At 65.0% G+C, this 26,269-nt stretch carries 27 protein-coding genes and 3 pseudogenes; 18 read left to right on the top strand and 12 right to left on the bottom strand.

The genetic code is table 11. The features are described 5' to 3' along the window. Positions 1–93: 93 nt before the first annotated feature. The 12 genes and pseudogenes from J2X65_RS23865 to J2X65_RS23810 form a co-directional block, all read left to right on the top strand. Positions 94–1,212 (top strand): annotated as a pseudogene (locus tag J2X65_RS23865) (heavy metal translocating P-type ATPase); the annotation flags it as partial. Between the two features lie 502 nt (positions 1,213–1,714). Beyond that, positions 1,715–2,845 carry a spermidine/putrescine ABC transporter substrate-binding protein gene (locus J2X65_RS23860; protein WP_310206931.1) on the top strand — a complete coding sequence of 377 codons (1,131 nt, stop codon included), beginning with the start codon at positions 1,715–1,717 and terminating at the stop codon, positions 2,843–2,845. 26 nt (positions 2,846–2,871) lie between these two features. Then, the gene (locus J2X65_RS23855; protein WP_310206928.1) at positions 2,872–3,801 is read left to right on the top strand and encodes an ABC transporter permease; all 930 of its coding nucleotides are present in this window, start codon (positions 2,872–2,874) and stop codon (positions 3,799–3,801) included. Next, the gene (locus tag J2X65_RS23850; RefSeq protein WP_310206925.1) at positions 3,798–4,616 is read left to right on the top strand and encodes an ABC transporter permease; all 819 of its coding nucleotides are present in this window, start codon (positions 3,798–3,800) and stop codon (positions 4,614–4,616) included. The genes J2X65_RS23855 and J2X65_RS23850 overlap by 4 nt, the downstream gene beginning before the upstream one ends. Before the next feature lies 1 nt (position 4,617). Next, positions 4,618–5,700, top strand: a complete 1,083-nt coding sequence (locus J2X65_RS23845; protein ID WP_310206922.1) for an ABC transporter ATP-binding protein — start codon at positions 4,618–4,620, stop codon at positions 5,698–5,700. A gap of 45 nt (positions 5,701–5,745) precedes the next feature. Beyond that, entirely contained in the window at positions 5,746–6,255 is a 510-nt protein-coding gene (locus J2X65_RS23840) for a nucleoside deaminase (RefSeq protein ID WP_310206919.1), read from the top strand. A gap of 30 nt (positions 6,256–6,285) precedes the next feature. After that, positions 6,286–7,068, top strand: a complete 783-nt coding sequence (locus J2X65_RS23835; protein WP_310206917.1) for a GntR family transcriptional regulator — start codon at positions 6,286–6,288, stop codon at positions 7,066–7,068. Positions 7,069–7,070: 2 nt separating this feature from the next. After that, a complete protein-coding gene (locus tag J2X65_RS23830) occupies positions 7,071–7,766 on the top strand; it encodes a flavin reductase family protein (protein WP_310206950.1) in 696 nt (231 codons plus the stop codon). A gap of 17 nt (positions 7,767–7,783) precedes the next feature. After that, positions 7,784–8,118, top strand: a pseudogene (locus J2X65_RS23825) (IS3 family transposase); the annotation flags it as partial. Positions 8,119–8,286: 168 nt separating this feature from the next. Next, the gene (locus tag J2X65_RS23820; protein WP_310206912.1) at positions 8,287–8,868 is read left to right on the top strand and encodes a TetR/AcrR family transcriptional regulator; all 582 of its coding nucleotides are present in this window, start codon (positions 8,287–8,289) and stop codon (positions 8,866–8,868) included. 14 nt (positions 8,869–8,882) lie between these two features. Further along, positions 8,883–9,008, top strand: a pseudogene (locus tag J2X65_RS23815) (molybdopterin-binding protein); the annotation flags it as partial. Between the two features lie 66 nt (positions 9,009–9,074). Then, positions 9,075–9,596 (top strand): GNAT family N-acetyltransferase, encoded by a 522-nt coding sequence (locus J2X65_RS23810; protein ID WP_310206908.1) that lies wholly within the window; start codon positions 9,075–9,077, stop codon positions 9,594–9,596. 183 nt (positions 9,597–9,779) lie between these two features. Here J2X65_RS23810 and J2X65_RS23805 read toward each other — a convergent pair whose 3' ends face one another. Further along, complete coding sequence (locus tag J2X65_RS23805) at positions 9,780–10,685, bottom strand: LysR family transcriptional regulator (RefSeq protein ID WP_310206905.1); 906 nt, start codon at positions 10,683–10,685, stop codon at positions 9,780–9,782. Between the two features lie 133 nt (positions 10,686–10,818). On the opposite strand from J2X65_RS23805, the gene J2X65_RS23800 reads away from it, so the two are divergent. From J2X65_RS23800 to J2X65_RS23790, 3 genes are all read left to right on the top strand, one after another. Continuing rightward, positions 10,819–11,535: an SDR family oxidoreductase gene (locus J2X65_RS23800; RefSeq protein WP_310206903.1), complete on the top strand. Its 717-nt coding sequence runs from the start codon at positions 10,819–10,821 to the stop codon at positions 11,533–11,535. Positions 11,536–11,734: 199 nt separating this feature from the next. Continuing rightward, the gene (hydA, locus tag J2X65_RS23795) at positions 11,735–13,159 is read left to right on the top strand and encodes a dihydropyrimidinase (protein ID WP_310206947.1); all 1,425 of its coding nucleotides are present in this window, start codon (positions 11,735–11,737) and stop codon (positions 13,157–13,159) included. Then, on the top strand, positions 13,156–13,821 hold the full coding sequence (locus J2X65_RS23790) for a GntR family transcriptional regulator (RefSeq protein WP_310206900.1): 666 nt from the start codon (positions 13,156–13,158) through the stop codon (positions 13,819–13,821). The genes hydA and J2X65_RS23790 overlap by 4 nt, the downstream gene beginning before the upstream one ends. Positions 13,822–13,991: 170 nt before the next feature. On the opposite strand, the gene J2X65_RS23785 is transcribed toward J2X65_RS23790, so the two are convergent. The 4 genes from J2X65_RS23785 to J2X65_RS23770 form a co-directional block, all read right to left on the bottom strand. Then, entirely contained in the window at positions 13,992–14,729 is a 738-nt protein-coding gene (locus J2X65_RS23785) for an amino acid ABC transporter ATP-binding protein (RefSeq protein WP_310206897.1), read from the bottom strand. Continuing rightward, positions 14,701–15,396 carry an amino acid ABC transporter permease gene (locus J2X65_RS23780; RefSeq protein ID WP_310206943.1) on the bottom strand — a complete coding sequence of 232 codons (696 nt, stop codon included), beginning with the start codon at positions 15,394–15,396 and terminating at the stop codon, positions 14,701–14,703. The genes J2X65_RS23785 and J2X65_RS23780 overlap by 29 nt, the downstream gene beginning before the upstream one ends. Beyond that, positions 15,396–16,070, bottom strand: a complete 675-nt coding sequence (locus tag J2X65_RS23775; protein WP_310206894.1) for an amino acid ABC transporter permease — start codon at positions 16,068–16,070, stop codon at positions 15,396–15,398. The genes J2X65_RS23780 and J2X65_RS23775 overlap by 1 nt, the downstream gene beginning before the upstream one ends. Positions 16,071–16,161: 91 nt before the next feature. Beyond that, positions 16,162–16,971: a transporter substrate-binding domain-containing protein gene (locus J2X65_RS23770; protein WP_310206891.1), complete on the bottom strand. Its 810-nt coding sequence runs from the start codon at positions 16,969–16,971 to the stop codon at positions 16,162–16,164. 205 nt (positions 16,972–17,176) lie between these two features. On the opposite strand from J2X65_RS23770, the gene J2X65_RS23765 reads away from it, so the two are divergent. The 3 genes from J2X65_RS23765 to J2X65_RS23755 are packed head-to-tail and all read left to right on the top strand — an operon-like array spanning position 17,177 to position 19,916. Beyond that, positions 17,177–18,103 carry a dihydrodipicolinate synthase family protein gene (locus J2X65_RS23765; RefSeq protein ID WP_310206888.1) on the top strand — a complete coding sequence of 309 codons (927 nt, stop codon included), beginning with the start codon at positions 17,177–17,179 and terminating at the stop codon, positions 18,101–18,103. A gap of 23 nt (positions 18,104–18,126) precedes the next feature. Continuing rightward, positions 18,127–18,549, top strand: coding sequence for a DUF3830 family protein (locus tag J2X65_RS23760; RefSeq protein WP_310206885.1), 423 nt, complete (start codon positions 18,127–18,129; stop codon positions 18,547–18,549). 14 nt (positions 18,550–18,563) lie between these two features. Beyond that, positions 18,564–19,916 (top strand): NAD(P)/FAD-dependent oxidoreductase, encoded by a 1,353-nt coding sequence (locus J2X65_RS23755; RefSeq protein ID WP_310206882.1) that lies wholly within the window; start codon positions 18,564–18,566, stop codon positions 19,914–19,916. 226 nt (positions 19,917–20,142) lie between these two features. Here the strand turns inward: J2X65_RS23755 and J2X65_RS23750 are convergent, their stop codons facing one another. The 7 genes from J2X65_RS23750 to J2X65_RS23720 all read right to left on the bottom strand — a co-directional run bounded on the left by J2X65_RS23750 (position 20,143) and on the right by J2X65_RS23720 (position 26,137). Next, on the bottom strand, positions 20,143–20,706 hold the full coding sequence (locus J2X65_RS23750) for a methylated-DNA--[protein]-cysteine S-methyltransferase (RefSeq protein WP_310206878.1): 564 nt from the start codon (positions 20,704–20,706) through the stop codon (positions 20,143–20,145). 77 nt (positions 20,707–20,783) lie between these two features. Next, the gene (locus J2X65_RS23745) at positions 20,784–21,113 is read right to left on the bottom strand and encodes a cytochrome C oxidase subunit IV family protein (protein ID WP_310206875.1); all 330 of its coding nucleotides are present in this window, start codon (positions 21,111–21,113) and stop codon (positions 20,784–20,786) included. A gap of 5 nt (positions 21,114–21,118) precedes the next feature. Continuing rightward, entirely contained in the window at positions 21,119–21,856 is a 738-nt protein-coding gene (locus tag J2X65_RS23740) for a heme-copper oxidase subunit III family protein (protein ID WP_310206872.1), read from the bottom strand. A 27-nt stretch (positions 21,857–21,883) separates the two neighbouring features. Next, the gene (locus J2X65_RS23735; RefSeq protein ID WP_310206868.1) at positions 21,884–22,591 is read right to left on the bottom strand and encodes a cytochrome c oxidase subunit 3; all 708 of its coding nucleotides are present in this window, start codon (positions 22,589–22,591) and stop codon (positions 21,884–21,886) included. After that, a complete protein-coding gene (locus tag J2X65_RS23730) occupies positions 22,588–24,360 on the bottom strand; it encodes a cbb3-type cytochrome c oxidase subunit I (RefSeq protein WP_310206865.1) in 1,773 nt (590 codons plus the stop codon). The genes J2X65_RS23735 and J2X65_RS23730 overlap by 4 nt, the downstream gene beginning before the upstream one ends. Before the next feature lie 30 nt (positions 24,361–24,390). Further along, complete coding sequence (locus tag J2X65_RS23725; RefSeq protein ID WP_310206862.1) at positions 24,391–25,224, bottom strand: cytochrome c oxidase subunit II; 834 nt, start codon at positions 25,222–25,224, stop codon at positions 24,391–24,393. A 52-nt stretch (positions 25,225–25,276) separates the two neighbouring features. Further along, entirely contained in the window at positions 25,277–26,137 is an 861-nt protein-coding gene (locus J2X65_RS23720) for a DUF2189 domain-containing protein (RefSeq protein ID WP_310206860.1), read from the bottom strand. Between the last annotated feature and the right edge of the window lie 132 nt (positions 26,138–26,269).

Below are 26,269 nucleotides of genomic sequence, written 5' to 3'. Positions count from 1 at the left end.
CGGCCATCCTGTCCCTGAAGCCCTGCCAATCAAGCCAGGCCGAAAGGCCCACTATGCATTAGAGTCAAACCGGACCACTCAATAGGGGCAGGCTATCCGTTTGTCTATGGTGCGACAAAGCCCGACGACTGGGCGCTGCGCGTGCTCAGACGCGCGGCCTGGCGCTCGGCCCTTGCCGTGTTCGTGTCGGTCGACGGCGAAGTCATCGGCGCGCTGCTGCTCGGCGATGAACTGCGCCGCGAGAGCCCGCGTACCATCCAGGCCCTGCGCAGCTGCGGGGTGAGGCGCATCCTCATGCTCACCGGCGACAGGGCGGATGCGGCAGAAGCGATCGGTATCGCCCTCGATCTCGACGCGGTGCTGGCCGATCGCGGGCCGGCGGACAAGGTCGATGCGGTCGCGGCGGAACAGAGGCTTCACTGCACCGTCATGGTCGGCGACGGCATCAATGACGCGCCGGCGCTTGCGCGGGCGGATGTCGGCATCGCCATCGGGGCTCGGGGAGCCAGCGCCTCCTCGGAAGCGGCCGACGTCGTCATTCTCGTCGACCGCCTCGATCGGGTCTCCGACGCGGTGGGCATCGCCCGGCGCGCCCGCCGCATCGCCATGCAGAGCATTCTCGCCGGGATGGCAATGTCGGGGGTGGCGATGCTGGCTGCGGCAGCGGGCTGGCTAGCGCCCGTTGCTGGCGCCCTGACGCAGGAAGTCATCGACGTCGCCGTCATCCTCAATGCGCTGCGCGCGCTCGGACCTGGGCTCGGCTCGAGCCGGCAGCATATGCCGGCGCGAGCGGCCGACCGCCTGCGAGAGGAGCACGAACGGCTTGAGATTTCGCTCGACCGGCTCAGGGCGATTGCCGACGCGCTCGATACCGCCACGCCGGATGATGCCGTGCCGCTCATCCTCGAAGCGGGGCGCATTGTATCCGGTCCCATCGTCGGTCACGAGCGCAACGACGAGACCGACGTCTATCCGCGCTTGCTGGAGTTTTTGGCGGACAAACATGGCCTCGGCGCCATGACCCGCGCGCATCGCGAGATTCTCCACCAATCGCGGCTGCTCGGCCGCATCGCCGACGGCCTCGATCCTGCTCACGTCGATTTCTACCTCATTCGCGACGCACAAAGGGTGATGGAGACGATCGAAGCGCTCGTTCGCCTTCACAATGCGCAGGAAGAGGAGATCTTCGAACAGGTCGCGGCAAAAGAGTGATGGCATCCTCGCCGGCGACCATGCCACCGACACGCGACGATGCTGGCAGGGAAGCGAACTTCCAGTGATGCCCTGCGCGCTTGAAGGGTTGCTGCTGTGCTGCGGCAATACTTGATCCGCAATTTGCCACCGCGTGCCTGGCGCCCAAGAGTGCTTGGTTTTAGCAGCGTTCGGCATGGAGGAGCCAGCCGGGCATTCCCGAGCTCGCTCGTGATCCCAGCCGTCAGCACCACAAGCCGAGCGTCAATCCGTCGTTCGAAAACGAATGTCAGGCCACATCGTGATGTTGCCCCGCTGCCCACGCATCGCACACAATTAGTGCATGTGATTATGGCATCCAGCGCGTTTCCGATGCAGGCTTGGATTTCGCCGCCGCGCGCTCCATTTCACAAGCCATTGCTTTTGTTGCGGTGACATTAGATCTCGTTTTTGGCACGCACCTTGCTTTATGAATTGCATGCACTTGATGCATGCGAAAAATCCAGAAGCAGGAACAGACCCGATGCGCACTCCCATCCTTCCGGGCGACATCAGTCGCCGCTCCTTCCTCAAGGCCAGCGTCGCCGCCGGTGCCCTTGCCGCCACCTCCCGCTGGACGTCGGCGCAGGCTGACGATCCCAAGGTGCTGAACTATCTGTCCTGGCCGGGCAATGCCGATCCTTATCTCGTCGAGCAGTTCGAGAAGGAAAACGGCGTCAAGATCCGCATCAAGGAGTATGTCGGCGGCGACCAGATGCTGGCTGTCATCAACCAGTCGCCGCCCGGCTCGTTCGACGTGGTGCTGGCCGACGCCGAGTACATGCACCTGCTGCATGCAGCCGACTTCATCGAGGAGCTCGACCCGGCCGACTACCCGCTCAAGGACTATTGGCCGGAATTCCAGAAGTTCCCGCTGCACTGGTTCGACGGCAAGCTCTACGGCGTGATGACCGATTTCGGCTATCTCGGCCTCTCCTACAACACAAAGGAATTCACGCCGAAGGAGGTCGCCTCCTATGCCGCGCTGTGGAGCGAGAAGGCCAAGGGCAAGGTCGGCTTCTTCGACTGGTACCTGCCCTCCATCGGCTCGATCAGCCTCTCCAACGGCAACCGGCCGCCCTTCGATATCGACGAGGCGCATTTCGAGGCGGTGAAGGAGAAGCTGTTCTCGCTGAAGCCGCAGGCCTCCGGCTTCTACACCATCGCCGACATCTTCTCCTCGCTTACCAATGGCCGCGCCCAGCTGGTGCCGGGCATCGGCGAGTGGATCACCCTCGGCCTGCGGATGAATGGCGTACCGGTCGACACCATCATCCCGGAGGAGGGAGGCCTGCAATGGACGGAATCGCTGTCCATCGTGAAGGGCACGCCCAAGCGTGACCTCGCCCGCAAATTCATCCAGTACACCACCTCGCCTGAGGGCCAGGTGAAGATGGCGACCAAGGTCGACAACAAGAAGTCGATCCCCTCGATCGCCGGCTGGAAGTTGCTCAACGAGACCATGCCGAAGGAAGCCGAGACCCTGCGTATGACGCTGACCGGCCCCAATGTCATGGACGAGTACAAGGCGAAGCGCATCCAGTTCCGGCAGCTGCCCAAGCAGCAGGAGATCTCGGACTGGAACGACGCCTGGAGCGAGTTCAAGAGCCTCTGATTCAACGCGAACCAAGGGGACCCGCCATGACGGCCGCCTCCGTGACGACGCGTGCCGGCGCCCTCGGGCGCTGGTCCTGGCTGCGCCGGCCGCGCATGGCGGGGTCTCCCGCCGTGCTGCCGTCGATGCTCGGCCTGCCCGTACTCATCTGGCAGGCGGTCTTCTTCGCCGCGCCGCTGGTCTTCCTGGTTGTGGTCACCTTCTGGCAGGTGAAGGCGTTCCGGCTGGAACCCGCCTTCGTGCTCGACAACTGGTCGCGGATCCTGTTCTCTGCGACCTTCCAGCGCGCGCTCGCGCACACCTTCGCCGTCGCCGGCACCACGACGGTGCTGGCGGTGGCGATCGCCTTTCCCGCCGCCTATACCATCGCCTTCCGGCTGAGCCCGCGGCTGCGGGACCTCGCCGTCGCCGCCCTCGTGGTCCCGGTGTTCTCCAGCTACATGCTGCGCATCTATGCATGGCAGATCGTGCTGAGCCCGGAGGGCATTACCAATGCGCTGCTCGGCGGGATCGGCATCGACCCGCTGCCGCTGCTGGGCGGGGCGTTCTCGCTACAGGTGGGGCTGCTCACGCTCACCCTGCCGATCGCGGTGCTGATCCTCGTCTTCGCCATGGCCGGCATCGACCGTACGCTGGTCGAGGCGGCGGAAAACCTCGGCTGCCGCCGCGCGCGGGTGGTCGCCCATGTGATCGTCCCCTCGCTGCGCCCGGCCATCGCGCTCACCGCGACCACCAGCTTCCTTCTGGCCTTCGGCGACTATATCAGCCCGCTCTTTATGACCGGCTCCAAGCCGCCGACGCTCTCCATCCTGATCGTCGACACGGTGAAGTCCGGCTCGCAATGGCCGCGCGCCTCGGTGATCGGCGTCTCCATGCTGGTGATGTTGGCGCTGGTGCTCGGTCTCGGCCAGTCCCTGTCGCGCGGCCGCGCGGCGCGGAGGGAGGCGGCGCGATGAACCGGGTCCTCGCCACGCGCCTGTCGCGCCTCGCCCAATACGGCTTCCTCAGCCTGCTGTTCGGCTTCATCGCCACGCCGATGCTGGTCATCGTCGTGTTCTCCTTCGACGCCAACCGCTTTCCCACCATTCCGTGGGGCGGCTTCAGCCTGCAATGGCATCGCGCCATCCTCGACGATCCGATGATCCGCAATGCCTTCCTCAACAGCATGCTGGTCGGGCTTGGCACCGCAGTACTCTCGACCGTGCTCGGCTTTGCCGCGGCCTATATCGATTTCCGCTACCGCTTCCGGCTCAAACTGCCCTTCGTGCTGCTGGTCGCAGTGCCGCCAGCAGTGCCAGCCACCATCCTCGGCATGGCGATGCTAGCCTTTCTCTCGCGCATCGGCCTGTTCGGGCGGCTGGAGACCGTGATGGCCTGCCATGTCGCCATCGCCACCTCTTTTGCCATGGCCATCATCCGGCTGCGGCTCAACGATCTCAGCCGCGATCTGGAGCCGGCGGCGTGGAATCTCGGTGCCTCGCCGGCGGCGGCGCTGATCCATGTCGTGCTGCCGTTCTGCAAGCCGGCGCTGGTCGCCTCGTTCTTCCTGTCGGCGGCGGTGTCGTTCGACGAATTCCTGATCGCCTGGTTCGTCGGCGGCGTGCACGAGACGCTGCCGGTGCGCATCCTCAACCTGCTGCAGGGGCAGGTGAACCCAAAGATCAATGCCATCGGCACCGTGGTGCTGGTGATCAGCGTGGCGCTGGTCCTGATCGCCCAGCGCTTCACCGGCGTGCGCGCCGGGCGCCGCCCCACACCCGAAGGAGAGTGATATGAAGACCCCGTTCATCGCGCTCGATCAACTCGACAAGCGCTATCCCGACCACCACGCCGTCAAATCCATCGACCTCGACATCGACGCCGGCGAGTTCATCGCCATCATGGGTCCTTCTGGCTGCGGCAAGTCGACGACGCTGCGGCTCATTGCCGGCCTGGATGAGCCGACCGGTGGCGAGATCCGCATCGGCGGCGACAGCATGCGCGGCGTGCCGGCGTTCCAGCGCAACACCCCGATGGTGTGGCAGAGCCTTGCGCTGTTCCCGTTCCTCACCGTTGCCGAGAATGTTGCCTTTCCCCTGCGCATGCAGAAGGTCGGAGCGGCCGAGCGGCGCAAGCGGGCGCTGGAATGGCTCGACCGGCTCGGCCTCGCCAGCATGGCCGAACGCAACATCGCCCAGCTTTCCGGCGGCCAGCGCCAGCGCGTGGCGATTGCCCGGGCGCTGGTGACCGAGCCTTCCGTGCTGCTGCTTGACGAGCCGCTCTCGGCGCTCGACGCGCATCTGCGGGTGCGTATGCAAACCGAGCTGTCGCGGCTTCACCGCGAACTCGGCATCACCTTCGTCTATGTGACCCACGCCCAGTCCGAAGCCTTTGCGCTGGCCGACCGCATCGTCATCATGAGCGAGGGACACATCCAGCAGGTCGGCCGCCCGCAGGATGTCTACCGCGCGCCGGCCAACGCCTTTGTCGCGGAGTTCATGGGGATGAACAACCTGGTGCGCGGCGAGGTGCGCGGCTCACGCGACGGGCTGCTCGACATTACCGGCGCGGTCGGCGATTTCCGCGTGCCGGCCACAGCGGCCCGTCCGCAGGGGAGCAGGGGCGACTTCGTCATCGCCGCCGACCGCATCGCGCTGGCAGCCGATGGCGAGGGCCTGCCCGGTACGGTGCTCGGGTTGGAATTCGTCGGCTCGACCCAGACTGTGTTTGTCGAGATCGAAGGTGGCGCGGAATTCCGCGTGCAGAAGCAGCAACACGAAATCGAGGCGCTGAACCTTGTGCCGGGCCGCAAGGTCAAGCTGAGCTGGAACCCCGAACACGCCTGGCTGCTGCCGCTGCCAGGTCAGATGCATTGAAGACTGGCTGCTGCCGCAGGCCGCCTGACTTTCAAGGAGGAAGATATGTACCGTGAGAACTTCATGCGCCGGGCCATCGAGATATCGCGGCAGGCGCTCGACACGCCGGGCACCGAGCCGTTTGGCTGCGTCATCGTCAAGGACGACGCCATTGTCGGCGAGGGTCTGAACCATTCGCTCGCCCACTTCGATCCGACCTCGCATGGCGAGGTGGAGGCGATCCGCGACGCCTGCCGACGGCTGGAATGCGTCGACCTCACCGGCTGTGAGCTCTACACCTCCTGCGAACCCTGCGCGATGTGCGTGGCGACCATGGAAGTCGCGGGCATCTCCAAGCTCTACTACGCCGCTTCAATGAATCAGGCTGGCGCGGCTTTCGCCACGCTGACCCGCCGCGAGCGCCATCCGATCGATGTCGATAGATTGCGTGCAGAAGCCGGCGCCCTCGTCGAGGATCGCGCCATGCCCTCGCAGCAGGCAATGGACGCGGATGCGGTCGCCATCCTCGACAGTTGGGTGAAAGCGCGTAAGGCTGCGACCGCCTCGGCTGGCTGATTCAATGCATACGAAACATAGAGTGCTCGCATGAACATCACGCGCGTAAAGAAGGGCGCCTCGCGCTCGGTGAACGATCCGACCGCGAAGGGGAAAGGTCCTCCTGCCGCTGGCGAAAGCGGGGCGATCTCCCGCACCGAGGCGGTTCAGGACGCGCTTCGCCAAGCCATTATCGAGCAGCGGCTCCAGCCGGGGGCCAAGCTCCCGGAGGACGCCATCGGCGACGCCTTCGGTACCAGCCGCACCATCGCGCGCGAGGCGCTCGGGCGGCTCGCCGTGGAAGGACTGGTCGAGTTGAAACCCAATCGCGGCGCCTTCGTCGCCAATCCGAGCCTCGATGAAGGACGCGATGTGTTCGTCGTCCGCCGGGGCCTTGAGCGGATCGTCACCGAATGCCTGTCCGGCAAGCTGAAAGCCGACGAAATCGCCGTGCTGCGCGACCACGTCGCCCGCGAGCGCGAGGTCTCCGGCCATAATGAGGTGGAATCGATCCGCCTTGCCGGCGAGTTCCATCTTCTGCTCGCGCGCCTGACCGGCAACCATGTGCTGGTGCGCTATGTCACCGAAGTCGTGTCGCGCTGTTCGCTCATCCTCGCCATGTATGGCCGCCCGCACTCTTCCGACTGTGGCGTGAGCGAGCATGGCGAGATCGTCGACGCGCTGATCGCAGGCAATGGCGCGCGCGCCGTCGAACTCATGGACCACCATCTGGAAGCCGTCGCCAGCCGCGCGCTGCTCCAGCAGAAGGCGGAACGCGACATTCGCGACGTGCTCGCGCCCTATGCCGCACGCATCAGGGGGCTCGAAGCATGAGCATGCATCCCGAGCCGGACACCGATTCCATCGCCTTCGATTTTCGTGAGCTTGGCGAGCGCGAGCGCTACAAGCTGATGATCGGCACCATCGTGCCGCGCCCGATCGCGCTGGTGACGACGGTCGACCCGCAGGGGCGGGTGAACGCGGCGCCGTTCAGCTTCTTCAACTGCCTCTCGGCTGATCCGCCGATCGTGGCGCTGGGCGTCGAGAACCACGCCGACATGTCGTTCAAGGACACGGCGCTGAACATCCGGCTTACCGAAGTGTTCACGGTCAACATCGTCTCCCACACCATCGCCGAGGGCATGCATCTGTGCGCGGCGGAGTTCCCGCCGGGGGAGGATGAACTCGCCGCAGCCGGCTTCACCGCCGTGCCGGGAGTGAAGGTGGCATCGCCCTGGATCAGGGAGGCGCCCGCCGCTTTCGAATGCCGGCGACATCTCACACTCGAACTTGGCAAGTCGCGGCAGATCATCCTCGGTGAGATCGTCTACGCGCATTATCGCTCGGATGTCGTGGACACCGAGCGCCTGCGCATTGATCCAGCGCGGCTAGATGCCATCGCACGGCTTGGCGGGAGCACCTGCTCGACAATTCGCGATCGTTTCGACATGCCGACGCCGAGCTTTGCCGAGTGGTCGGCGTTAGCCCCGCAAGAAGAGATCGTCGCGCCGATCGCCGCATCGATTAGGTGAACACCTGTAGGGACGTGCTCGCGACGGCGATCGACCGGAGCTTCAACAGCAGCGATCGAACCTATGGCGCACGACGCGTCTGGCCCCGATGTGCTGGCGGAAGGGCTCTCCTGTGGGCTGCATTCGGGTCGAACGTATCATGCGGGAGCTTGGGTTGCGGGCCCGGCCGCGCCGTCGTGGGCTGCCGAGGGATGCCGGCGTGCGGGCCGCCGCGTCGGACAATCTGCCCGACCGCGCCTTCGAGGCCTCGGCTCCAGACCAGAAATGGGTGGCGGACTTCACCGACATCTGGGCCGCGGAGGGCTGGCTCTATGTTGCCGCCGTCGTCGACCTGTTCTCACCACGTGTCGTCGTCCACAGAACCGGCAGCAGTCCGACCAAGGGTTTTCCGGTCGCTTGGACTCCCGGTTAGGCTACGTCGAGCGATGGAGGTACTCACTCTGTTCGACCTTAGCGTCCGATTCGCACGGCCCCTGTTAGCCCCGCTTGACGCACTCCCTACCAGAAGGTAGACAAAGCCATGGCAAACATGACAAGCACCTCCGACGAGATACTTGGTTGCGCACGCGCGCTCATCGTGGCGGGTGGCTACAATGGCTTCAGCTACGCTGATATCTCCGAGGTCGTCGGCATCCGCAAGGCAAGCATTCATCACCATTTCCCGAGCAAGGTCGATCTGGTCCGGACCCTTGTGGCGCGATATCGCGAGGAGGCCGAGGCGGCGATTGCCCAACTCGCGCGTCAGGAGCCCGCTGATCAGCTTCGCGCCTATACGGAGTATTGGGCCGCCTGCATCGGCGACGGGACCAGGCCTTTTTGCGTTTGCGCCTTGCTTGCGAGCGAAATCCCCGTGCTACCGCCAGATGTCGTCCTGGAAGTACGGGCCTATTTTCGCCTGTTCTCCGCCTGGCTGACGTCGCTCATGGAGCAGGGCGCGAAGCAGGGGACGCTGACGCTGTCCGGTACGGCCCGATCCGAAGCGGAGACGTTCATCGCAACCGTGCATGGGGCCATGCTGTCGGCACGGGCCTATGGCGAACCCTCAATCTACGCAGCCATCACCCGGCCCCTGATCGAACGCCTTACGGCGCCGCGACAGTAAAGAGCCGTGCCCCCCTCGTGGATCGGCCGCTCCAGCTTTCTCCGGCGGATATCAAGCGGTTTCCTTCGCCCACCCAGATAACGCGTCACGACTGCGTTGAAGGCTGGACCGCGATCGGCAAATGCACCGGCGTCCCGCTCGAGGGCAGCGGCCGCTGCTATCGCGAGATGTTAACAGTCCGCCCCTGACGGGCGAGAGGACGAATTATGCAAATCAACGTTGCCTCCGATAGGGAAATCGTCTCGGTCGTCTCATTGCTGAACCGCGCCTACCGTGCGACTGGCGGCGAGGCTGGTTGGACTACTGAGGTCGGGCTGCTCGCGGGAGATCGTATCAGCGAAGCCACGCTGCGTGACGAGATCGCCCGAAAGCCTCAGGCCTTCCTGCTGGTCTGCAAGAGTGAGGAAGAGGTTCTCGGCTGTGTTTGGGTCGAGCCTGACGCCGATGGGGCGACTTGGTATCTCGGCTCGCTGGCCATCGATCCGAAGCAGCAGAACAATCAACTCGGCCGACGGCTCCTCGGCGCGGCGGAAGATTGGATCAGAGAAAGAGGGGGGCAGAGGGTCAAGATGACCGTCATCGACGAACGCAAAACCCTGCTCGACTGGTACGAACGGCGCGGTTACATCCGAACCGGTCAGACAGAGCCCTTTCCGTCGACTGACACCCGGTTCGGCACACCGATTCTGCCAAACCTCCGGTTTGAGGTTTTGATCAAGGCGCTTTGATCGGCCTCTCGATGCCCAAAGCACGGTACATGGTACCGGCTCGGATCCATCCGATGCCCCGTCATAGGGCTGGCGAACACATGATTCGCCTTCCTGGTGGCTCGCAGCCCGCCGGCCTCGCCAATTGCCAACTGGCGACGTGGCCCACGCGCTTTCAACGCCATAGAGCGATGCTCATCCCATTCACAAGGGTGGTGAACGGCAGATCGACAGGATCGTGTCCCGCAGCCAACGGTGCGCGAGGTCGGCCTCCATGCGGGGATGCCACATCGCCGAGACGACGATTTCGGGTGTTTCGACCGGAAGCTCGAAGCTGGCACAGCCGTCCATGAGCGAGGCATCGCCAAGGCACGACCGGGGTATGAGGGCGACCAGGTCGGAGTGACGGGCGATGCGCACGGCATCCGGAAAGCCCGGCACGACGGCGACGATGTCCCGCCGAAGCCCCAGCGCCGCCAGCGCCTCGTCGACCGGCCCCGCAGAGTCGCCCTTGCGCGAGACCACGACATGCCCAGCGCCGGCATAGCGTTCCGGCGTCACCGGCATGGACAACAGCGGATGCCCCGCCCGCACCACGGCGAGGAAGCGGTCGCGGAAGAGCAGACAGGTGCGCACTTCGGGGGCGAAGTTGCCCAGCACCCCGATCTCGATGTCGACCGCGCCTTCCCGCAGAGGCCCGGCGTCCTTGGCGGGCTTCGGCACAAAGCGTAGCCGTGCGCGCGGCGCCGCTTTCGTCACGGCCGCGACGAGAGGGGCGGAGAACAGCCGGACGAAACCTTCATTGGCGCGAATGGTGAAGGTGCGGTCGAGCGTCGCGAGTTCAAGCCGATCATCCGGCGGGCGAAGCACCTCCTGCACCTCCCGGTTGAGCGCGTGCACCCGATCACGCAGCGCGACCGCGCGCGGCGTCGGCACAAGTCCGCGACCGGCGCGCACCAGCAACGGATCGCCGGTCGCGGCCCTCAGCCGCGCCAGTGTCCGGCTCATGGCGGAGGCGCTCAGGCCGAGGCGCCGCGCCGCGCGCGTCACGCTCCCCTCGGCGAGGAGAGCGTCCAGGGCGGGAAGCAGGTTGAGATCGGCGGCGTCCATCGTCCGACCTTAGACCCTCCGGCAGATCAGGCATAGCGCCGAACACAATAATAGTTTGCATCCTGTGCGCCTGGTGCATTGCCTCTGTCGCTCGCATCTTCGCCGGAGATATCGAAGAGGAAAGGCACCATCCATGACCCCGATTGACCCCAGCAAGGCAACCGGCACCGTGCTTCTCGTCGGCGCGTCGCGTGGCCTCGGCCATGCCATGGCGGCCGAGTTCGTGGCACGAGGCTGGACCGTCATCGGCACCGTGCGCGGCACCGACCGGACACCGCTGCACGATCTGGCGCAGGCCCATCCCGGCCGCGTCGAGATCGAGCCGCTCGACATCACCCAACCGCCTGAGATTGCCGCCCTGCGTCAGCGCCTGACCGGGCGCGGCATCGACATCCTGTTCGTGAACGCCGGCACGGCCAATGCCAACCAGGACGAAACCATCGCCGAGGTTACGACCGAGGAATTCACCCGCGTGATGGTCACCAATGCGCTGAGCCCGATGCGCGTCGTCGAAGCCTTGCAGGATCTCGTGTCGCCGGCCGGAATGATCGGCATCATGTCGTCGGGACAGGGCAGCATCGCCAACAACATCAAGGGCGGTCACGAGGTCTATCGCGGCTCCAAGGCGGCGCTGAACCAGTATATGCGCAGCTATGCCGCCCGCCACGCGGGCGAACCACGCGCCTTGATCCTGATGGCGCCGGGCTGGATCCGCACCGGGCTCGGCGGCCCCGACGCGCCCTTCACCATGGAAGAGACCGTGCCGCAGATCGTGTCGACGCTTCTCGCGCAGCGGGGCCAGCCCGGCCTCCACTATCTCGACCGCGAGGGACATCCCGTGCCGTGGTGAGCATAGCCGGCCGGTGCCTGCTCCTTGACGGGCTCGGCCGGGATCATCGGGAGTTCCGGGTTTCGAGCCTCCAGGTCCGGATGGCCCGCCCCGAGCCAATTCCGGTCCAGCCGCAGCGATTGTTTCCTACGAGCAGCCGAATCCGGCTTCTACTTTGCATTCGATATGTATACAATCGCGAGAAAACTGAGGGATGTCGATGCCGCTTTTCGATACTGTTGTTTCTGGCGGGCTTGTGGTGACGGCGGGCGATCGCGTCCACTGCGACATCGGCATACGCGGCGGCAAGGTAGTGGCGCTCGGCCACGAGCTGGAGGGCCGCGAGATGATCGACGCGACGGGCAAGCTGGTGCTGCCCGGCGGCGTCGATTCTCATGTGCATATCGCCCAGCCTTCCGGTAACGGCATCGTCATGGCCGACGATTTCGAAACCGGCACCCGCTCGGCCGCGTTCGGCGGCACCACGACCGTCATGCCCTTTTGCCTTCAGGAGAAGGACGTGCCGCTGCGCGAGACGCTGCGTGCCTATCATGCCAAAGCTGAGGGCCAATCCTATGTCGATGTCAGCTTTCACCTGATCATCAACCAGCCGAACGAGCAGCTTCTGGGCCAGGATCTGCCGGCTCTCGTCGAGGATGGCTACACCTCCTTCAAGATCTTCATGACCTATGACGATCTGAAGCTGAACGATCGCCAGATCCTTGACGTCATGTCGGTCGCGCGTGAGACCGGCGCGCTGGTGATGGTACATGCGGAGAATTACGACGCCATCCGCTTCATGACCGAGGAACTGGAGAAAGCCGGCAAGACCGCGCCGCGCTATCACGCGACCTCGCGCCCGAAGGTGGTGGAACGCGAGGCGACGCATCGCGCCATATCGCTCGCCGAACTCGTCGATGTTCCGGTGATGATCGTCCATGTCTCCAACCGCGAGGCGATGGAGCAGATCCGCTGGGCGCAGCAGCGCGGGCTCCGCGTGTTCGGCGAGACCTGCACGCAATATCTCGTCCTCACCGAGGACGATCTCGACGGTTTGGGCATGGAGGGCGCCAAATATGTGTGCTCGCCGCCACCCCGCGACGTCGAGAGCCAGGAGGCCTGCTGGGAGGGGCTGAGGTCCGGCGTATTCTCGGTGTTTTCCTCCGATCACTGTCCATATCGCTATGACGACGAACAGGGCAAGCTGAACCCCAGGGGCCGCTCCAGCTTCCGCTGGGTGCCAAACGGCATTCCCGGCATCGGCGCGCGCCTGCCTATCCTGTTCTCGGAAGGCGTGAGCAAAGGACGGATGAGCCTCGAACAATTTGTCGCGGTGACCGCGGCGAACCCCGCCAAGACATATGGGCTCTATCCGCGCAAGGGGACGATCGCGGTGGGTTCGGATGCCGACATCGTCGTCTGGGATCCAACGAAGCGCGTCGTGCTGCGCCACGAGATGCTGCAGGACGGGGCGGACTACACGCCCTATGAAGGAGCGGAGCTCACCGGCTGGCCGACGCTGACACTCGTACGCGGCACCAAGGTGGTGGAGAATGGGGAGTTGGTCGGTCGGAAGGATTTCGGCGCCTATCTGCCCCGAAACCGTTCGCCCTTCGCGTCTCCGGCGTCGAGAGTCGATCTATGAGCGAAAGTGCCGCCAAGGACATCGAGCCGGGTACGCGCAGCGACAACCTCTCCAATCTCGCCTACAAGGCGGTGACGGAGTTGATCCGGGACCGGCGCCTGCGCGGCGGCGAAACCATCGTGGAACTGCGCCTTGCGGATCAGCTGAACATCTCGCGCACCCCCTTGCGCGAGGCGTTGCAACGGCTTGAGGGCGAGGGACTGGTCGTGAAGGGCAACGGACGCTCCTTCAAGGTGCGGCATGTCGACCTCGGCGAGTATCTGCAGAGCCTGCGCGTTCGTGAAATCCTGGAACCTGAAGCCGCTGCGATGGCCGCCGGACACATTCCCCGGATGGAACTCGCGACCGTGCGCGCCGAAATCAATAGCCTGAAAACCGCAACCACCTATCACACCGATGCCCATTGGCGCTCGGACGACAATCTTCACGAACTGTTCGCGCGGCACTGCGGCAACGAGGTGCTGATGAAGGCGATTCGCGGCTTCCGGGTGACGACACGCCTGTTCGAGATCGCGCGGCTGGCCGACCGGGTGCAGCCGGATTCCGTCGAGCATCTGGCGATCCTCGAAGCGCTGGAAGCCGAAGACGCGAAGGCCGCCCGTAGGGCTGTCCAGTCCCATATTCGCAGCATCGGCGATTTTGCCATCGCCACCGTGCGCTAGCGTCGCGCGGGCGTTCCGATATCGGAATCAGGGCCATAGCGAGTCAGGGTCACGGCGAGCAAGCCCACGGCGAGCCGGCCCGCGGCGCCGGTGCCGCCGGCCGATGCGTTGGTGAGTGCGGGTCCCCGCCGGCCCGCTTGAACGCCGCCCCGCGCAACGCGCGGAACCACTCAGTGTCGCAATATCTTCGAGACGAAGTCCTGCGTGCGCGCCTGCGTCGGTGCGTCGAAGATCTGCGCCGCCGGCCCTTCCTCGACAATCTTGCCGCTCGCCATAAACACCACGCGCGAGGCGACTTCGCGGATGAAGCCCATCTCATGCGAGACGATCATCATCGTCATGCCCTCCTTGGCGAGGAGGCGGATCGAATCCAGTACCTCGGACACCAGTTCGGGATCGAGAGCGGCCGTCACTTCGTCCAGCAGGAGAATCTCCGGCCGCAGCGCGAGGGCACGCGCGATGGCGACCCGCTGCTGCTGGCCTCCGGAGAGCTGGTCCGGATAGGAATTGAACTTGTCCGCGAGCCCTACCTTGGCGAGCAGCGCCTTCGCTTCTTCCTCGACCTCGGCCTTGGGGCGCTTCTTGATCTTGATCGGCGTGATCGTGACGTTCTGCAGCACCGTCATGTTCTGGAACAGGTTGTATTGCTGGAACACGATGGCGATGCGGTCGCGCAGCCGTCGCACCTCGCGGGCATTGGCGTAGTTCACCGCTACGCCGTCGAGTTTGATACTGCCGGAACCCGGCGGGAGCAGCCCCATCAGCACGCGCAGGATCGTGCTCTTGCCGGAGCCGGAAGGCCCGATCAGCCCGATCACATCGCCGCGGCCGACGCTGAGGTTGATGCCGGACAGCACGGTATGCGCCCCGTAACGGGCCTCAAGAGCGGTGATGTCGAGATGATGCAAGACGAGCCTCCAGCGCCGCGCCGAGCCGCGCGAGCGGATAGGAAATCAAGAAATAGATGATCAGGATCGCGCCAAAGGCGAGAGCCGGCGAGAAACCCTTGTTGTTCAGCACCTTGCCGGCATAGGTCAGCTCGACCACGCCGATCTGCGAGGCAAGCGCCGTATCCTTGATGAACAGCACGAAGAAGCCGAAGGCCGGCGGCAGGATGATCCGCCACGCTTGCGGCAGCACGACATGGCGGATGGTCTGCAGCAGCGAGAAATTCATCGCCGCCGCCGCTTCCCACTGGTTCGGGTGAACCGAGTTCAGCCCTCCCCGGATGATCTCGGACAAGAACGCCGCCGCGATCAGCGTCGTCGTCACGGCCGCCACCACGAACAGCGAGGTGTCGGCGAAGAACATCTGGAAGACGAAGAAGGCGAGCATCAGGGTGACGAGGAAGGGCACCCGGCGAAAGATCTCGGTGAAGGTGAAGGCCAGCGTCCGCAGCGGGGCGAGCAGCCGGCCCCGCGTCGTGCGCGTCACCGCGAGCGCCAGACCGAGCAGGCTTCCCAGGACGACGCCGAGCGCCGAGAGCGCAAGCGTCGTCCCGGCGGCCTGCGCCAGGAAGAGCATGTTGTAGTAGGTGGCGAAGTCGGGCCATTCGGAGGCGATCTGCGAAAACATCACGCGGCCCTCGTCCGTACCCGGAAGGCATAGCGGCCGAACAGCGCGAGCAGCGTCGAGGCGACCAGCGTGAGCACGACATAAATGCCGGCCGTGATCGTGAACACTTCGACGGAGCGGAAGGTCAGCGCGTTGACGTTCAGCGCCTCGCCGGTCAGTTCCTCGACGCCGAACACCGAGGCCATCGAGGTGCCGAGCGTCATGATGATGAAGTGGTTCGACAGCGGCGGGAACAGCACCCGCGCGACATGGGGCAGGATCACGTAGCGGATCTGCTGCAAACGCGAGAAGCCGAGCACCTCGGCCGCCTCGATCTCGGAGCGCCGCGAGCTCTCGAAGCCGGCGCGCTGGATTTCGGTGAGGTAGGCCCCGGCATTAAGCGTCATGCCGAGCAGCACGGCATTGTAGGACGACAGCAGAATACCGCTATCGGGAAGCACGAAGTACAGGAAATAGATCTGCACGAGCTGCGGCGTGTTGACGAAGAACGTCACATAGACACCCACGGCCGCAACCGCCCAGCGGGGGCCGAAGCTCTTCACGGCGGCGCACGCCGTGCCGATCAGCAGGCCGCCGCTGAAGGCGAGGACGGCGATCTGGATCGACAGCAGCGCGCCTTCCAGAAGACGGGGCAGATAGGGCCAGACCTGACCATATTGCAGGACGTAGCTCATTGCTGAATCTGGCTCATGCGTGAAACAACTCCGCTGGACGACAATCCGGCGGGAAGGAGGCCCCGGCCGGATCGAGCCCTGCTTGCGGGTTTCAGAAGTAGGGCGTGACCTTGACGGGGGCGATCATGTCCATGCCGAACCACTTCTTCCACAGTTCGTCGGTCTTGCCGCGGCGGTGCATCTCGAAGATCGCGACGTTGAGCCAGTCCTTGAGACCCGTCGAGTTCTTTGCCACGCCGAGCGAGCAGTAGTAGATATCGACGGGGGTCTCGACGATCTTCCACTTGGTGCTCTTGTGGCGGTCCATATGCTCCTGCATGAAGTCCATGACGTCGATCATGGCCGTGCCACGCCCCTGGGCGAGCGCCCGCACCGCGTCGGGGTAGTTGTCGAGCAGGGTCACCTTCGCGTTGGGCAGATTGTCCTCGATGAACTTCACCGGGGTCGAGCCGCGGACCTGAACGAAGGTCACGTCCGGCGAGTTCATCTCCTTCCAGTCCTTGAAGGACTTGTCCTCGGTGGTGAGGATGCCGAGCACTTCGGTGTGGGCAGGAACGGTGAAGTCTATGACCTTGGCCCGCTCCGGATTACGCGTCATGGCGCCCATTACGACATCGATCTTGCCGGAGGCCACGAAGGGAATGCGGTCCGGCGAGCCGACCTGAACCACCTCGAGCTTCACGCCCAGCATCTTGGCGATCTCGGTGGCGAAATCGACGTCGAAGCCCACGATCTGATTCTTCTCGTCGAACTTGCCGAGCGGGGGCAGCGTCGGGTTGACGCCGACGCGGATGACGCCCGACGAGATCACGTCGTCCAGCGTGCGCGCGGCGGCGGGCGCCACGGTCGCGACGAATGCCGTCAGCGCGACGAGCCCCGCGAGGGCTAGTTTCTTCAGCATCAACATTCTCCTCAGTGGAAGGGCCGCTCGGGCGCAGCGACGGCTGCGAGGCGGCTATTGCTTGTTGGTCGACAATTTGTATACATATTGCCGATATGTAAAGTGCAAAAAGTGAGCACGGAACGTTCGAATCGCGCGCGCCGAAGGCGCCGGCGCCTATGGGATCCGAGCGACACTTGATGCGACGCGGAGAATCTGGACATTCATGGCGCAGTCATTCACGGATCGTTTGACGGGTATCCACGCGGCAACGATTGTGCCGATGCGAGATGATTTCTCGATCGACGAGGCCGCGCTCAAGGACCACATTTCGCGGGTCGCGGCCGTGCGGGGCATTCGGGGCCTGCTGCTGAACGGCCATGCCGGAGAGAACTTCGTGCTCTCGCGCGACGAGAAGATGCGGGTCGTCGCACTGGCGCGCGAGATGGCGCCGGACCTGCTCATCGTCTCGGGCGTGAATCACGAATCGAGCTTGGAGGCCGCCCAGGAGGGGGCCGCGCTGGAGGCGGCGGGCGCGGACGGGCTCCTCGTCTTCCCGCCGAACAGCTGGGCGCTCAACCATGACGACGACTGCGTCATGCTGCATCATCGGATGATCCGCGATGCCACCCGCGTGCCGTTGATGCTCTATGGCGCGCCCATTGCCGCTGGGACCATGTCCTATTCCGGCAACCTCCTGTCGCGCCTCGCCCGCGAGCCGCGCATCGTCGCCATCAAGGAAGGAAGCTGGGAGGTCGCCGCCTATGAGGAGAATATGCGCCTCCTGCAGGGCGAGCGGCCCGCTTTCAAGGTGCTCGGCTCCGGCGACGAGCACCTGCTCGCCTGCTATCTGATCGGCACCGTTGGCAGTCAGGTATCGCTCGCGGCCGTCGTGCCGCACCTCATTGTCGATCTGTGGGAAGCGGCTCAGGCGCAGGACTGGACATGCGCGCGGCGGATCCATGATCGCCTCTATCCGCTTGCGGCCGCCATCTACCGGCACGCGCCGGGCGGACGGGCGACGGCGCGGCTGAAGACCTGCCTGAAACTCCTGGGCCAGCTCGGCAACGACACGCTGCGCCCCCCGCAATTCCCCTCGACCCCATCCGAAACCGAGACGCTGAAGCGCGCTCTCGACCACGCCCTCGCCTGATCATCCCTGCAAAAGAGCCCCTGATGACCTCCCTGCGCATCACCGCCGGCCCCTATGAGTTGGAGGCCAAGCTCGAGACCGAGGCCGCTCCGAAGACCTGCGCGCTGTTCCTCGGCCTGTTGCCGTATCGGCAGCGCATCATTCATGTGCGATGGAGCGGCGAGGGCTGCTGGATCCCGCTCGGCGACACCGATTTCGGCATCGGTTTCGAAAACGCGACCAGCTTCCCGGCTCCCGGACAGTTCCTCCTCTATCCGGGTGGGTACAGCGAAACGGAACTCCTGCTCGCCTATGGCAGCGTGTGTTTCGCGAGCAAGATGGGCCAGCTCGCCGGCAACCACTTTCTCACCGTCACCAAGGGGCAGGAGAACCTTCCGGCGCTGGGCAGGAAGACGTTGTGGGAGGGCGCTCAGGACATTCTGTTCGAGCGGATCGACGGCAACTGACCGGGGCGCCCGACATGGCTGAAACCGGGATGCACGATGTCGTTATCATAGGTGGCGGGATAGGGGGCCTGAGCGGCGCGTGGCGCCTTCGACACCGCGACGTGCTGGTCCTGGAGGCGGGTGCCCGTCCCGGCGGGCGGCTGCGCTCCGAGCGACGTGGCGACTATTGGCTGAACTTCGGCGCGCACCTGTTCGGCGAGTCGGCCTCGCCCGCCGGTGCGCTGGCGGATGAACTCGGCCTTGAGGCACGGCCTATTCCAGGAGACCGGATGGGGATCGCCTTCAAGGGGAAGGTCGTGGCGGGCGGGCGCTCCGAAACCTTCCCCTTGCGCCTGCCGCTGGATCTTGGCGCCCGCCTGTCCTTCGTGAAGATGGGGCTGAAGCTGCGCTCCGGCGTCATGCGGCTGCTCGAAGTGCAGAAGGCGGTTCCGGGTGAGCCGCCGGGCACGCGCCGCATGCGCCAACTCTCTTTCGAGAACGGGCGGACGCTGGAGAACTATGTGGGCGCGCTCACGCCCGACACCGAGCTGATCCTGCGCACCATCACCGAGCGTACCGCAGCCGATCCAAGCGAGATGGCGGCCGGCTACGGGCTGACCTCCTTCGCCCAGGTCTGGTCGAAGCATTCCTTCGGCCGCAATTTGTTCGGCGGTTCGTCCCGGCTTCCGGAAGCCATCGCCTCGGCACTTGGCGACCGGCTGCATCTGAATGCCGAGGCGATCAGCGTCGAACAGAAGGGCGAGGCCGTGGAAATCGCTTACCGGCAGGGCGGCGAACTGCGCCTCGTTCGCGCCCGGCACGCCATCGTCGCGACGCCGGCGACGGTGTCCGCGAAGATCCTGCGCGGACTGCCGGCCGAGACGGCCGAAGCGCTCGGCAGGATCCGCTACGGCACCTTCCTCTCGGCCGCCGTCCTCACCTCCGAAACCGGCCCGATGCCTTGGGATGCAAACTATGCGATCGCCACGCCCGGCCTTTCCTTTGGTGTGTTCTTCAATCAGGCGAGCACATTGCGCGTGGGTCCACGCAAAGCCGGCGGCAGCCTGATGTTATTCCGGGGCGCACGCGGAGCCGACGAACTCATCAAGCTGTCGGACGATGAAATCGCCCGGCGGTTCAAGGCGGATCTGGAGAAACTCTTTCCGCAGGCGCGCGGCATCGTTGAGGAGATCGTCATCCAGCGCTGGCCGCTGGGCGCTCCCTACTCATTCCCCGGCCGCGCGGCGCTTCAGTCGGCCCTGACGCGCGATCTGGGACGGCTGCACCTTGCCGGCGACTATCTCGAATTCCCCTGCATGGACGCGGCGATCGCGACGGCTGGAGAGGCTGCGGCCGCCATCGAGCTCGCGCTCACTCATCCGGCGTAGTGGACCGCTCCGCGGATCATGCGATGGGCCATAGCGCGCGGTGGCGGCGCGATCGCCTTCGAGCCCTCCATCCGTGGGGCGAGGCGGTGGGCCGAACGCAACTTGCGCATCCTTGCTGCCGCATCCGGCCTGGGGCGGCGGCCGAGGATCGACGACAGGCTCGCATCTCCAGGCAAACCCTCATTGCTTCGGCAACCGCGCGGCGTGGCAGCCAATAGATGCTGGTTCAGAACCCGAAGGACTGCTGCGCCGGCGGCGGTGGGCCGACATGGACGCCCTCGAGCTCCAGCATGCGGATCTTGGCGGCGGAGCCGCCCGGGGCGGAGAAGCCGCCGACCTTGCCACCGGCCGCGAGCACGCGGTGGCAGGGAATGAGCAGCGCCACCGGATTCTTCGCCATGGCCTGCCCGACATCGCGCGCCGCCTCCGGTCCGGCGCCGAGCTCTTTCGCCAGCGTGCCATAGGTCGTGGTCTCGCCCCAGCCGACCTGCCGCGCAGCGTCGTAGATCTGCCGGAAAAAGTCGTCCTGATCGCCTAGGTCGAGCGTGAAGCGCGAAAAATCGACCGCCTCGCCGGCGAAATAGCGCTTCGCCGCGGCGACCGCCTCGTCGATCTCGCCGCGAGGTGTGCCGGGCATGGCCTCCGGCACGCGCCGCAGCAGATTGCGCTCGGTCGACTCGGCGCTGCGCGTCGGCAGTTGGAAACGGGTGATGCCGGCGTCGCTCCAGGCGATGCCGCAATAGCCGCCCGCGGTTTCAAAGACGAGATAGCGCTGCGCTGACTGGCCCATGGCATGGCCCCCGATCTTCCGACCCGCATGAAAATCGTCGGCAAGGGCGGCACGTTCAACCCGATCTCGTCGGCCGTTCACAACAGGCCGGGATGAGGAGTGCGGCTCGACAGCGTGTAGTCGGATTCCAGTACCATGATGGCGACGAAGACCAGCACCGCGCCGATCGGCAGCAGAATGGCATAGATCAGGGTCAGGCGCTCCCAGGCCATGTGCATGAAGACGGCGACGATCAGCCCCGCCTTGAGCACCATGAACAGCAGGATCAGCGAATATCTGAGGTGGCCCTCAAGATGGAAATAATCGACCAGGTAGGAGCAGGTGCTGAGCACGAACAGCCAAGCCCACACCACCAGATAGAGCCGGATCGGGTGCTGCGCCGTGTCATGGGTTGCAACATGGGTCATTTTGCTCACCACAGATAGAAGAAGGCGAAGATGAACACCCAGACCAGATCGACGAAGTGCCAGTAGAGGCCCATGATCTCGACGGCTTCGTAATTCCCTTTCCGGCTGGTGAAGAAGCCGCGCCGCCCGGTGTCGAAATCTCCGCGCCAAACCTTGCGCGCGATAACGACGAGGAAGATCACGCCGAAGGTGACATGCGTGCCGTGGAAGCCGGTGATCATGAAGAAGCTGGAGCCGAACTGCGCGGCGCCCCACGGATTCTCCCATGGCCGGACGCCCTCATGGATCAGCTTGGTCCATTCGAAGGCCTGCATGCCGACGAAGGTGGCACCCAGCGCCGCCGTCGCCAGCATGAGCCTGGCGGTAGTGACGCGGTCGCGCCGGTAGCCGTAATTCACCGCCATCGCCATGGTGCCGCTCGAGCTGATCAGCACGAAGGTCATGATGGCGATCAGGAGCAGCGGGAAGGATGTGCCGCCGATCTCCAGCGCGAACACCTCGCTGGGATTGGGCCAGGGCACCGTCGTCGACATGCGCGCCGTCATGTAGGAGATCAGGAAGCAGCTGAAGACGAAGGTGTCGCTCAGCAGGAAGATCCACATCATGGCCTTCCCCCAGGAGACGTTCTTGAACGCCCGCTGGTCGGAGGAGAGATCGGCGGCGATGCCGGCAAGGCCGGAGGATGCTCGGCCGAAGGATGGCCGGGCCTCGTCCGCCTCGTTCCTCAGCCAGATCTGCACCATCGATCGCTCCTTCGGCTCAGGACATGTTCAGCTCAACACCTGACGACAGATCTCGAAGACATCGCCGGCCCAGCCGGCGATCAGCGCAAACAGCACCAGCCACACGACCAGCAGGAAATGCCAGTAGATGGCGCACAGTTCGAGACCGAGCCGCAGCCTGCTCCGGTCGCCGCCAACCTGATCGGCGCCGAACGCGCGCAACGTGACGCGGACCAGTGCGACGAGCCCGCCCAGCACATGCAGCCCATGCAGCCCCGTCATCAGATAGAAGAAGGCATTGGCGGGATTGGAGGCCAGGAAATAGCCCTCGCCCGCCAGTTCCCGCCATACCGCCAGCTGACCGATGACGAAGGCGAACGTGAAGACGCCGGCGGCGACCAGCCCGAAGCGCACGCCATCGAGGTCCGCATGGTGCGATTGCGTCTTGGTCCATTCCAGCGCGGCACTGGCGAGGATCAGCAGGCCGGTATTGAACCAGAGCAGTCGTGGCGCCGGCAGCGGCCACCAGTCGGCGGCCTGCAGCCGCATCGAATAGGCGCTGATCGAGAGCGCGAACAGCACGCCGGCAACCGCCAGGAACACGCCGAGCCCGATCTTCGCCGTCGGAGGGCGCACGCCGGGCGGCGTGTCGACGACGCCGATCTCCAGCCAGGGCTTGGACATGATCCGCTGCGTCGCCAGCCACCAGGCGGCGATGCCGATGAAAATGGCGAGGAGGGCGACGACGATGCTCATGGCGCCCGGCTCGCGATCTCGCCGGCCAGCGGCGGCTGATTCTGCGGAATGAAATCCTCCGGCGCGCCGGGCACGTTGTAGTCATAGGCCCAGCGATAGACGACCGGCAGGTCCTTGCCGAAATTGCCGTGCGGCGGCGGCGTCACCGGGGTCTGCCATTCCAGCGAGCAGGCGCGCCACGGATTGCCGCCGGCCGCGCGCCCGTGGCGCAGGCTCCAGATCAGGTTGAACAGGAAGACGAACTGCGCGGCGCCGACCAGCAGCGCCATCACCGTGATGAAGATGTTCAGGTCGTGCGCCGACGGCGGATAGACGGCGGTCTGGCCCATCTCGTAATAGCGCCGCGGCACGCCCATCAACCCGAGATAGTGCATCGGGAAGAAGATCAGATAGGCGCCGAGGAAGGTGACCCAGAAATGGATCTGGCCGAGCGGCACGCTGAGCAGCCGCCCGGTCACCTTCGGATACCAGTGATAGAGGGCGCCGAAGATCACCAGGATGGGGGCCACGCCCATCACCATGTGAAAATGGGCGACGACGAACATGGTATCGGACAGCGGCACGTCCACCACCACATTGCCGAGGAACAGCCCCGTCAGCCCGCCATTTACGAAGGTGACGATGAAGGCGAGCGCGAACAGCATGGGCACGGTGAGGTGGATGTCGCCGCGCCACAGCGTCAGCACCCAGTTATAGACCTTGATCGCCGTAGGGATCGCGATGATCAGGGTGGTCGTCGCGAAGAAGAACCCGAAATAGGGGTTCATGCCGCTGACATACATGTGGTGCGCCCACACCACGAAGCTGAGCGCGCCGATCGCCACGATCGCCCACACCATCATCCGGTAGCCGAAGATGTTGCGCCGGGCATGGACGCTGATGAGGTCGGAGACGATGCCGAAGGCCGGCAGCGCGACGATATAGACCTCGGGGTGGCCGAAGAACCAGAACAGGTGCTGGAACAGGATCGGGCTGCCGCCGCCATAAGGCAGGCGCGCGCCCTGCTCGATGATCGCCGGCATGAAGAAGCTGGTGCCGAGCAGCCGGTCGAACAGCATCATCACGGCCCCGACGAACAGCGCGGGAAAGGCGAGCAGCGCCATCACGCTGGCGGTGAAGATGCCCCACACGGTGAGCGGCATACGCATCAGCGTCATGCCGCGGGTGCGGCCCTGCAGCACGGTGACCACGTAGTTGAGGCCGCCCATGGTGAAGCCGACGATGAAGATCATCAGCGAGACCAGCATCATGATGATGCCCCAGGCGAGGCCCGGCGTCCCGGTGGTGATCGCCTGGGGCGGATAGAGCGTCCAGCCGGCGCCGGTCGGCCCGCCCGGCACCGCGAAGCTGGCGAACAGCACCACCACCGCCAGCAGGTAGAACCAGAAGCTCAGCATGTTGGCGTAGGGAAACACCATGTCCCGCGCGCCGAGCATCAGGGGGATCAGGTAGTTGCCGAAGCCGCCGAGGAACAGCGCGGTCAGCACATAGACCACCATCATCATGCCGTGCATGGTGATGAGCTGGTAATAGGCATCGGCGTCGATGAAGGAGAGCGCGCCGGGAAACGCCAGCTGCAACCGCATCAGCCAGGACAGCATCAGCGCGACCAGGCCGATCGACAGCGCGGTGACGGAATATTGCACGGCGATGATCTTCGCGTCCTGGCTGAACACATAGCGCGTCAGCCAGCTCTTCGGATGGTAGAGTTCGACATCTTCGACCTCGGCCGGCGGCACGCCGGCCACGCCAAGCGGAACATCGACCATCGGCACCCTCCCTCGGCAAGGTCGCCCTGCCTATTGCTGCGCCCTGACTTCGCCCTTCTGATCCTTCGTGCCGTCCTCACGCGCGACCATCCGCCTCTGCTGGCCATCCAGCCAGGCGTCATAGGCCACCTGCTCCTCGACCACGACCGATCCGCGCATATAGGGATGGCCGGTGCCGCAAAGCTCCGCGCAGAGGATGTCGAAGGTGCCGGTGCGTGTCGGGGTGAGCCAGAAATAGGTGCTGGAGCCCGGCACTATGTCCATCTTGGCCCGGAACTCCGGCACGTAGAAATCGTGCAGCACGTCGGTGGAGCGCAGCAGAACCTTGATCGGCCTGCCGATCGGCAGGTGCAAGTCCTCGCCCTGCAGGACGACATCGTCCCGGCCGTCGGGATCGTTCCTGTCCAGCCCGAGCGGGTTGTCGTCGGCGATGCTGTCGATGCCGGTCCTGCCGAGCTTGCCGTCCTCGCCCGGCAGCCGGAAGCTCCATTGCCATTGCTGGCCGACGATCTCGATCGCCGAAGCATCCGCCGGGACGGTGATGAAATGGTTCCACACGAGCAGGCCGGGCGCCAGCATCGCCGCGACGCCGAGGCCGGTGACGACGGTGAGGCCGATCTCAAGCCTCCGGTTCTCCGGCTCGAAAGCGGCCCGATGACCCTCGCGGTGGCGGAAGCGCCAGACGCAATAGGCCATGAACAGCAGCACGGCGACGAACACCACGCCGGTGATCCAGAAGGTGATGATGATGGTGTCGTCGATATATTGCCAGTTCGACGCGATCGGCGTCCACCACCATGGGCTCAGCAAGTGGAACAGCACGGAGCCGACCGCCACCAGAACAAGAACCAGGACGACATGCATCACATATCTCCTTGGCCGCCGTTCGATCCGAAATCCCCGTTACTGTCCGTTGCTACTGGACGACCTTGCGATAGAGATGCCACGTGGCATGTCCGAGCACCGGCATCACCACGACGAGGCCGACCAGCAGCGGCAGGGCACCCAGCGCCAGCCCGCCGGCGACGATAAGGCCCCAGGCGAGCATCGGCACCGGATTGACCATGAAGGCGCGGACCGAGGTGCGCACCGCGACCGACACGCCGACCCGGTGGTCGAGCAGCAGCGGGAAGGACACGGCGCTGATGGCCAGCACCGCCACCGCGAACAGGAAACCGACACCGAGGCCGAGCACGATCAGCGCCCAGCCCGGTCGGGTGGTGAAGACGGCGGTGATAAAGGCGGACGCCGATTCCGGCAGCGCCGGCCCCAGCGTCATCCGATAGATCCCCATCGCCACGAGCAGCCAGACCAGGAAGATGCCGACCAGCAGCAGGCCGAGTTCGATGATGGCGGCGAGCGAGGGCGAGTTGAACACACCGAAGGCGTCGGTCCAGGCAACCGATTGGCCCTGCTCGCGGCGCCGGCTCATCTCATAGAGCCCGGCGGCAGCGAACGGACCGATCAGCACGAAGCCGGAGACCAGGGGGAACAGCAAGGGCAGCAGGCCGCTGCCGAGCGTCGCCGCCCCGATCAGCAGGCCGGCCAGCGGATAGATCAGGCAGATGAACATCACATCCGTCCGATAAGCGCCGAAGTCGCTGAATCCCCGTCTCAGCACATCCTTGAGATCGGCGAGGGTGATCCGCCGCACATGGGGGACGATCAGGCCCGCCTCTTCCGCAGGGGAGTGAAACGCATGCTCCATCGATTTGACGGCACTGAAGGTGTGCCGGATCTGATCGAAGCTCCATTCAACAGGATTTCGGACCGTCATCGCCATTCCTCCCGAACGTTTCGCCCGAGGAAATATCCGTCGCGATTGGACGCGCCCAAGAAATACAGATCACGGACGTACCGCGACTATCTGAAATTATTATACGCCGCGCGACATCCCCTGTCAGCTTGC

The sequence above is a fragment of the Ancylobacter sp. 3268 genome (assembly GCF_031456575.1).
In the GTDB taxonomy this organism is placed as follows: domain Bacteria; phylum Pseudomonadota; class Alphaproteobacteria; order Rhizobiales; family Xanthobacteraceae; genus Ancylobacter.
Note: the sequence above shows the minus strand (reverse complement) of the source record. Positions and strands in the feature narration are given on the sequence as shown.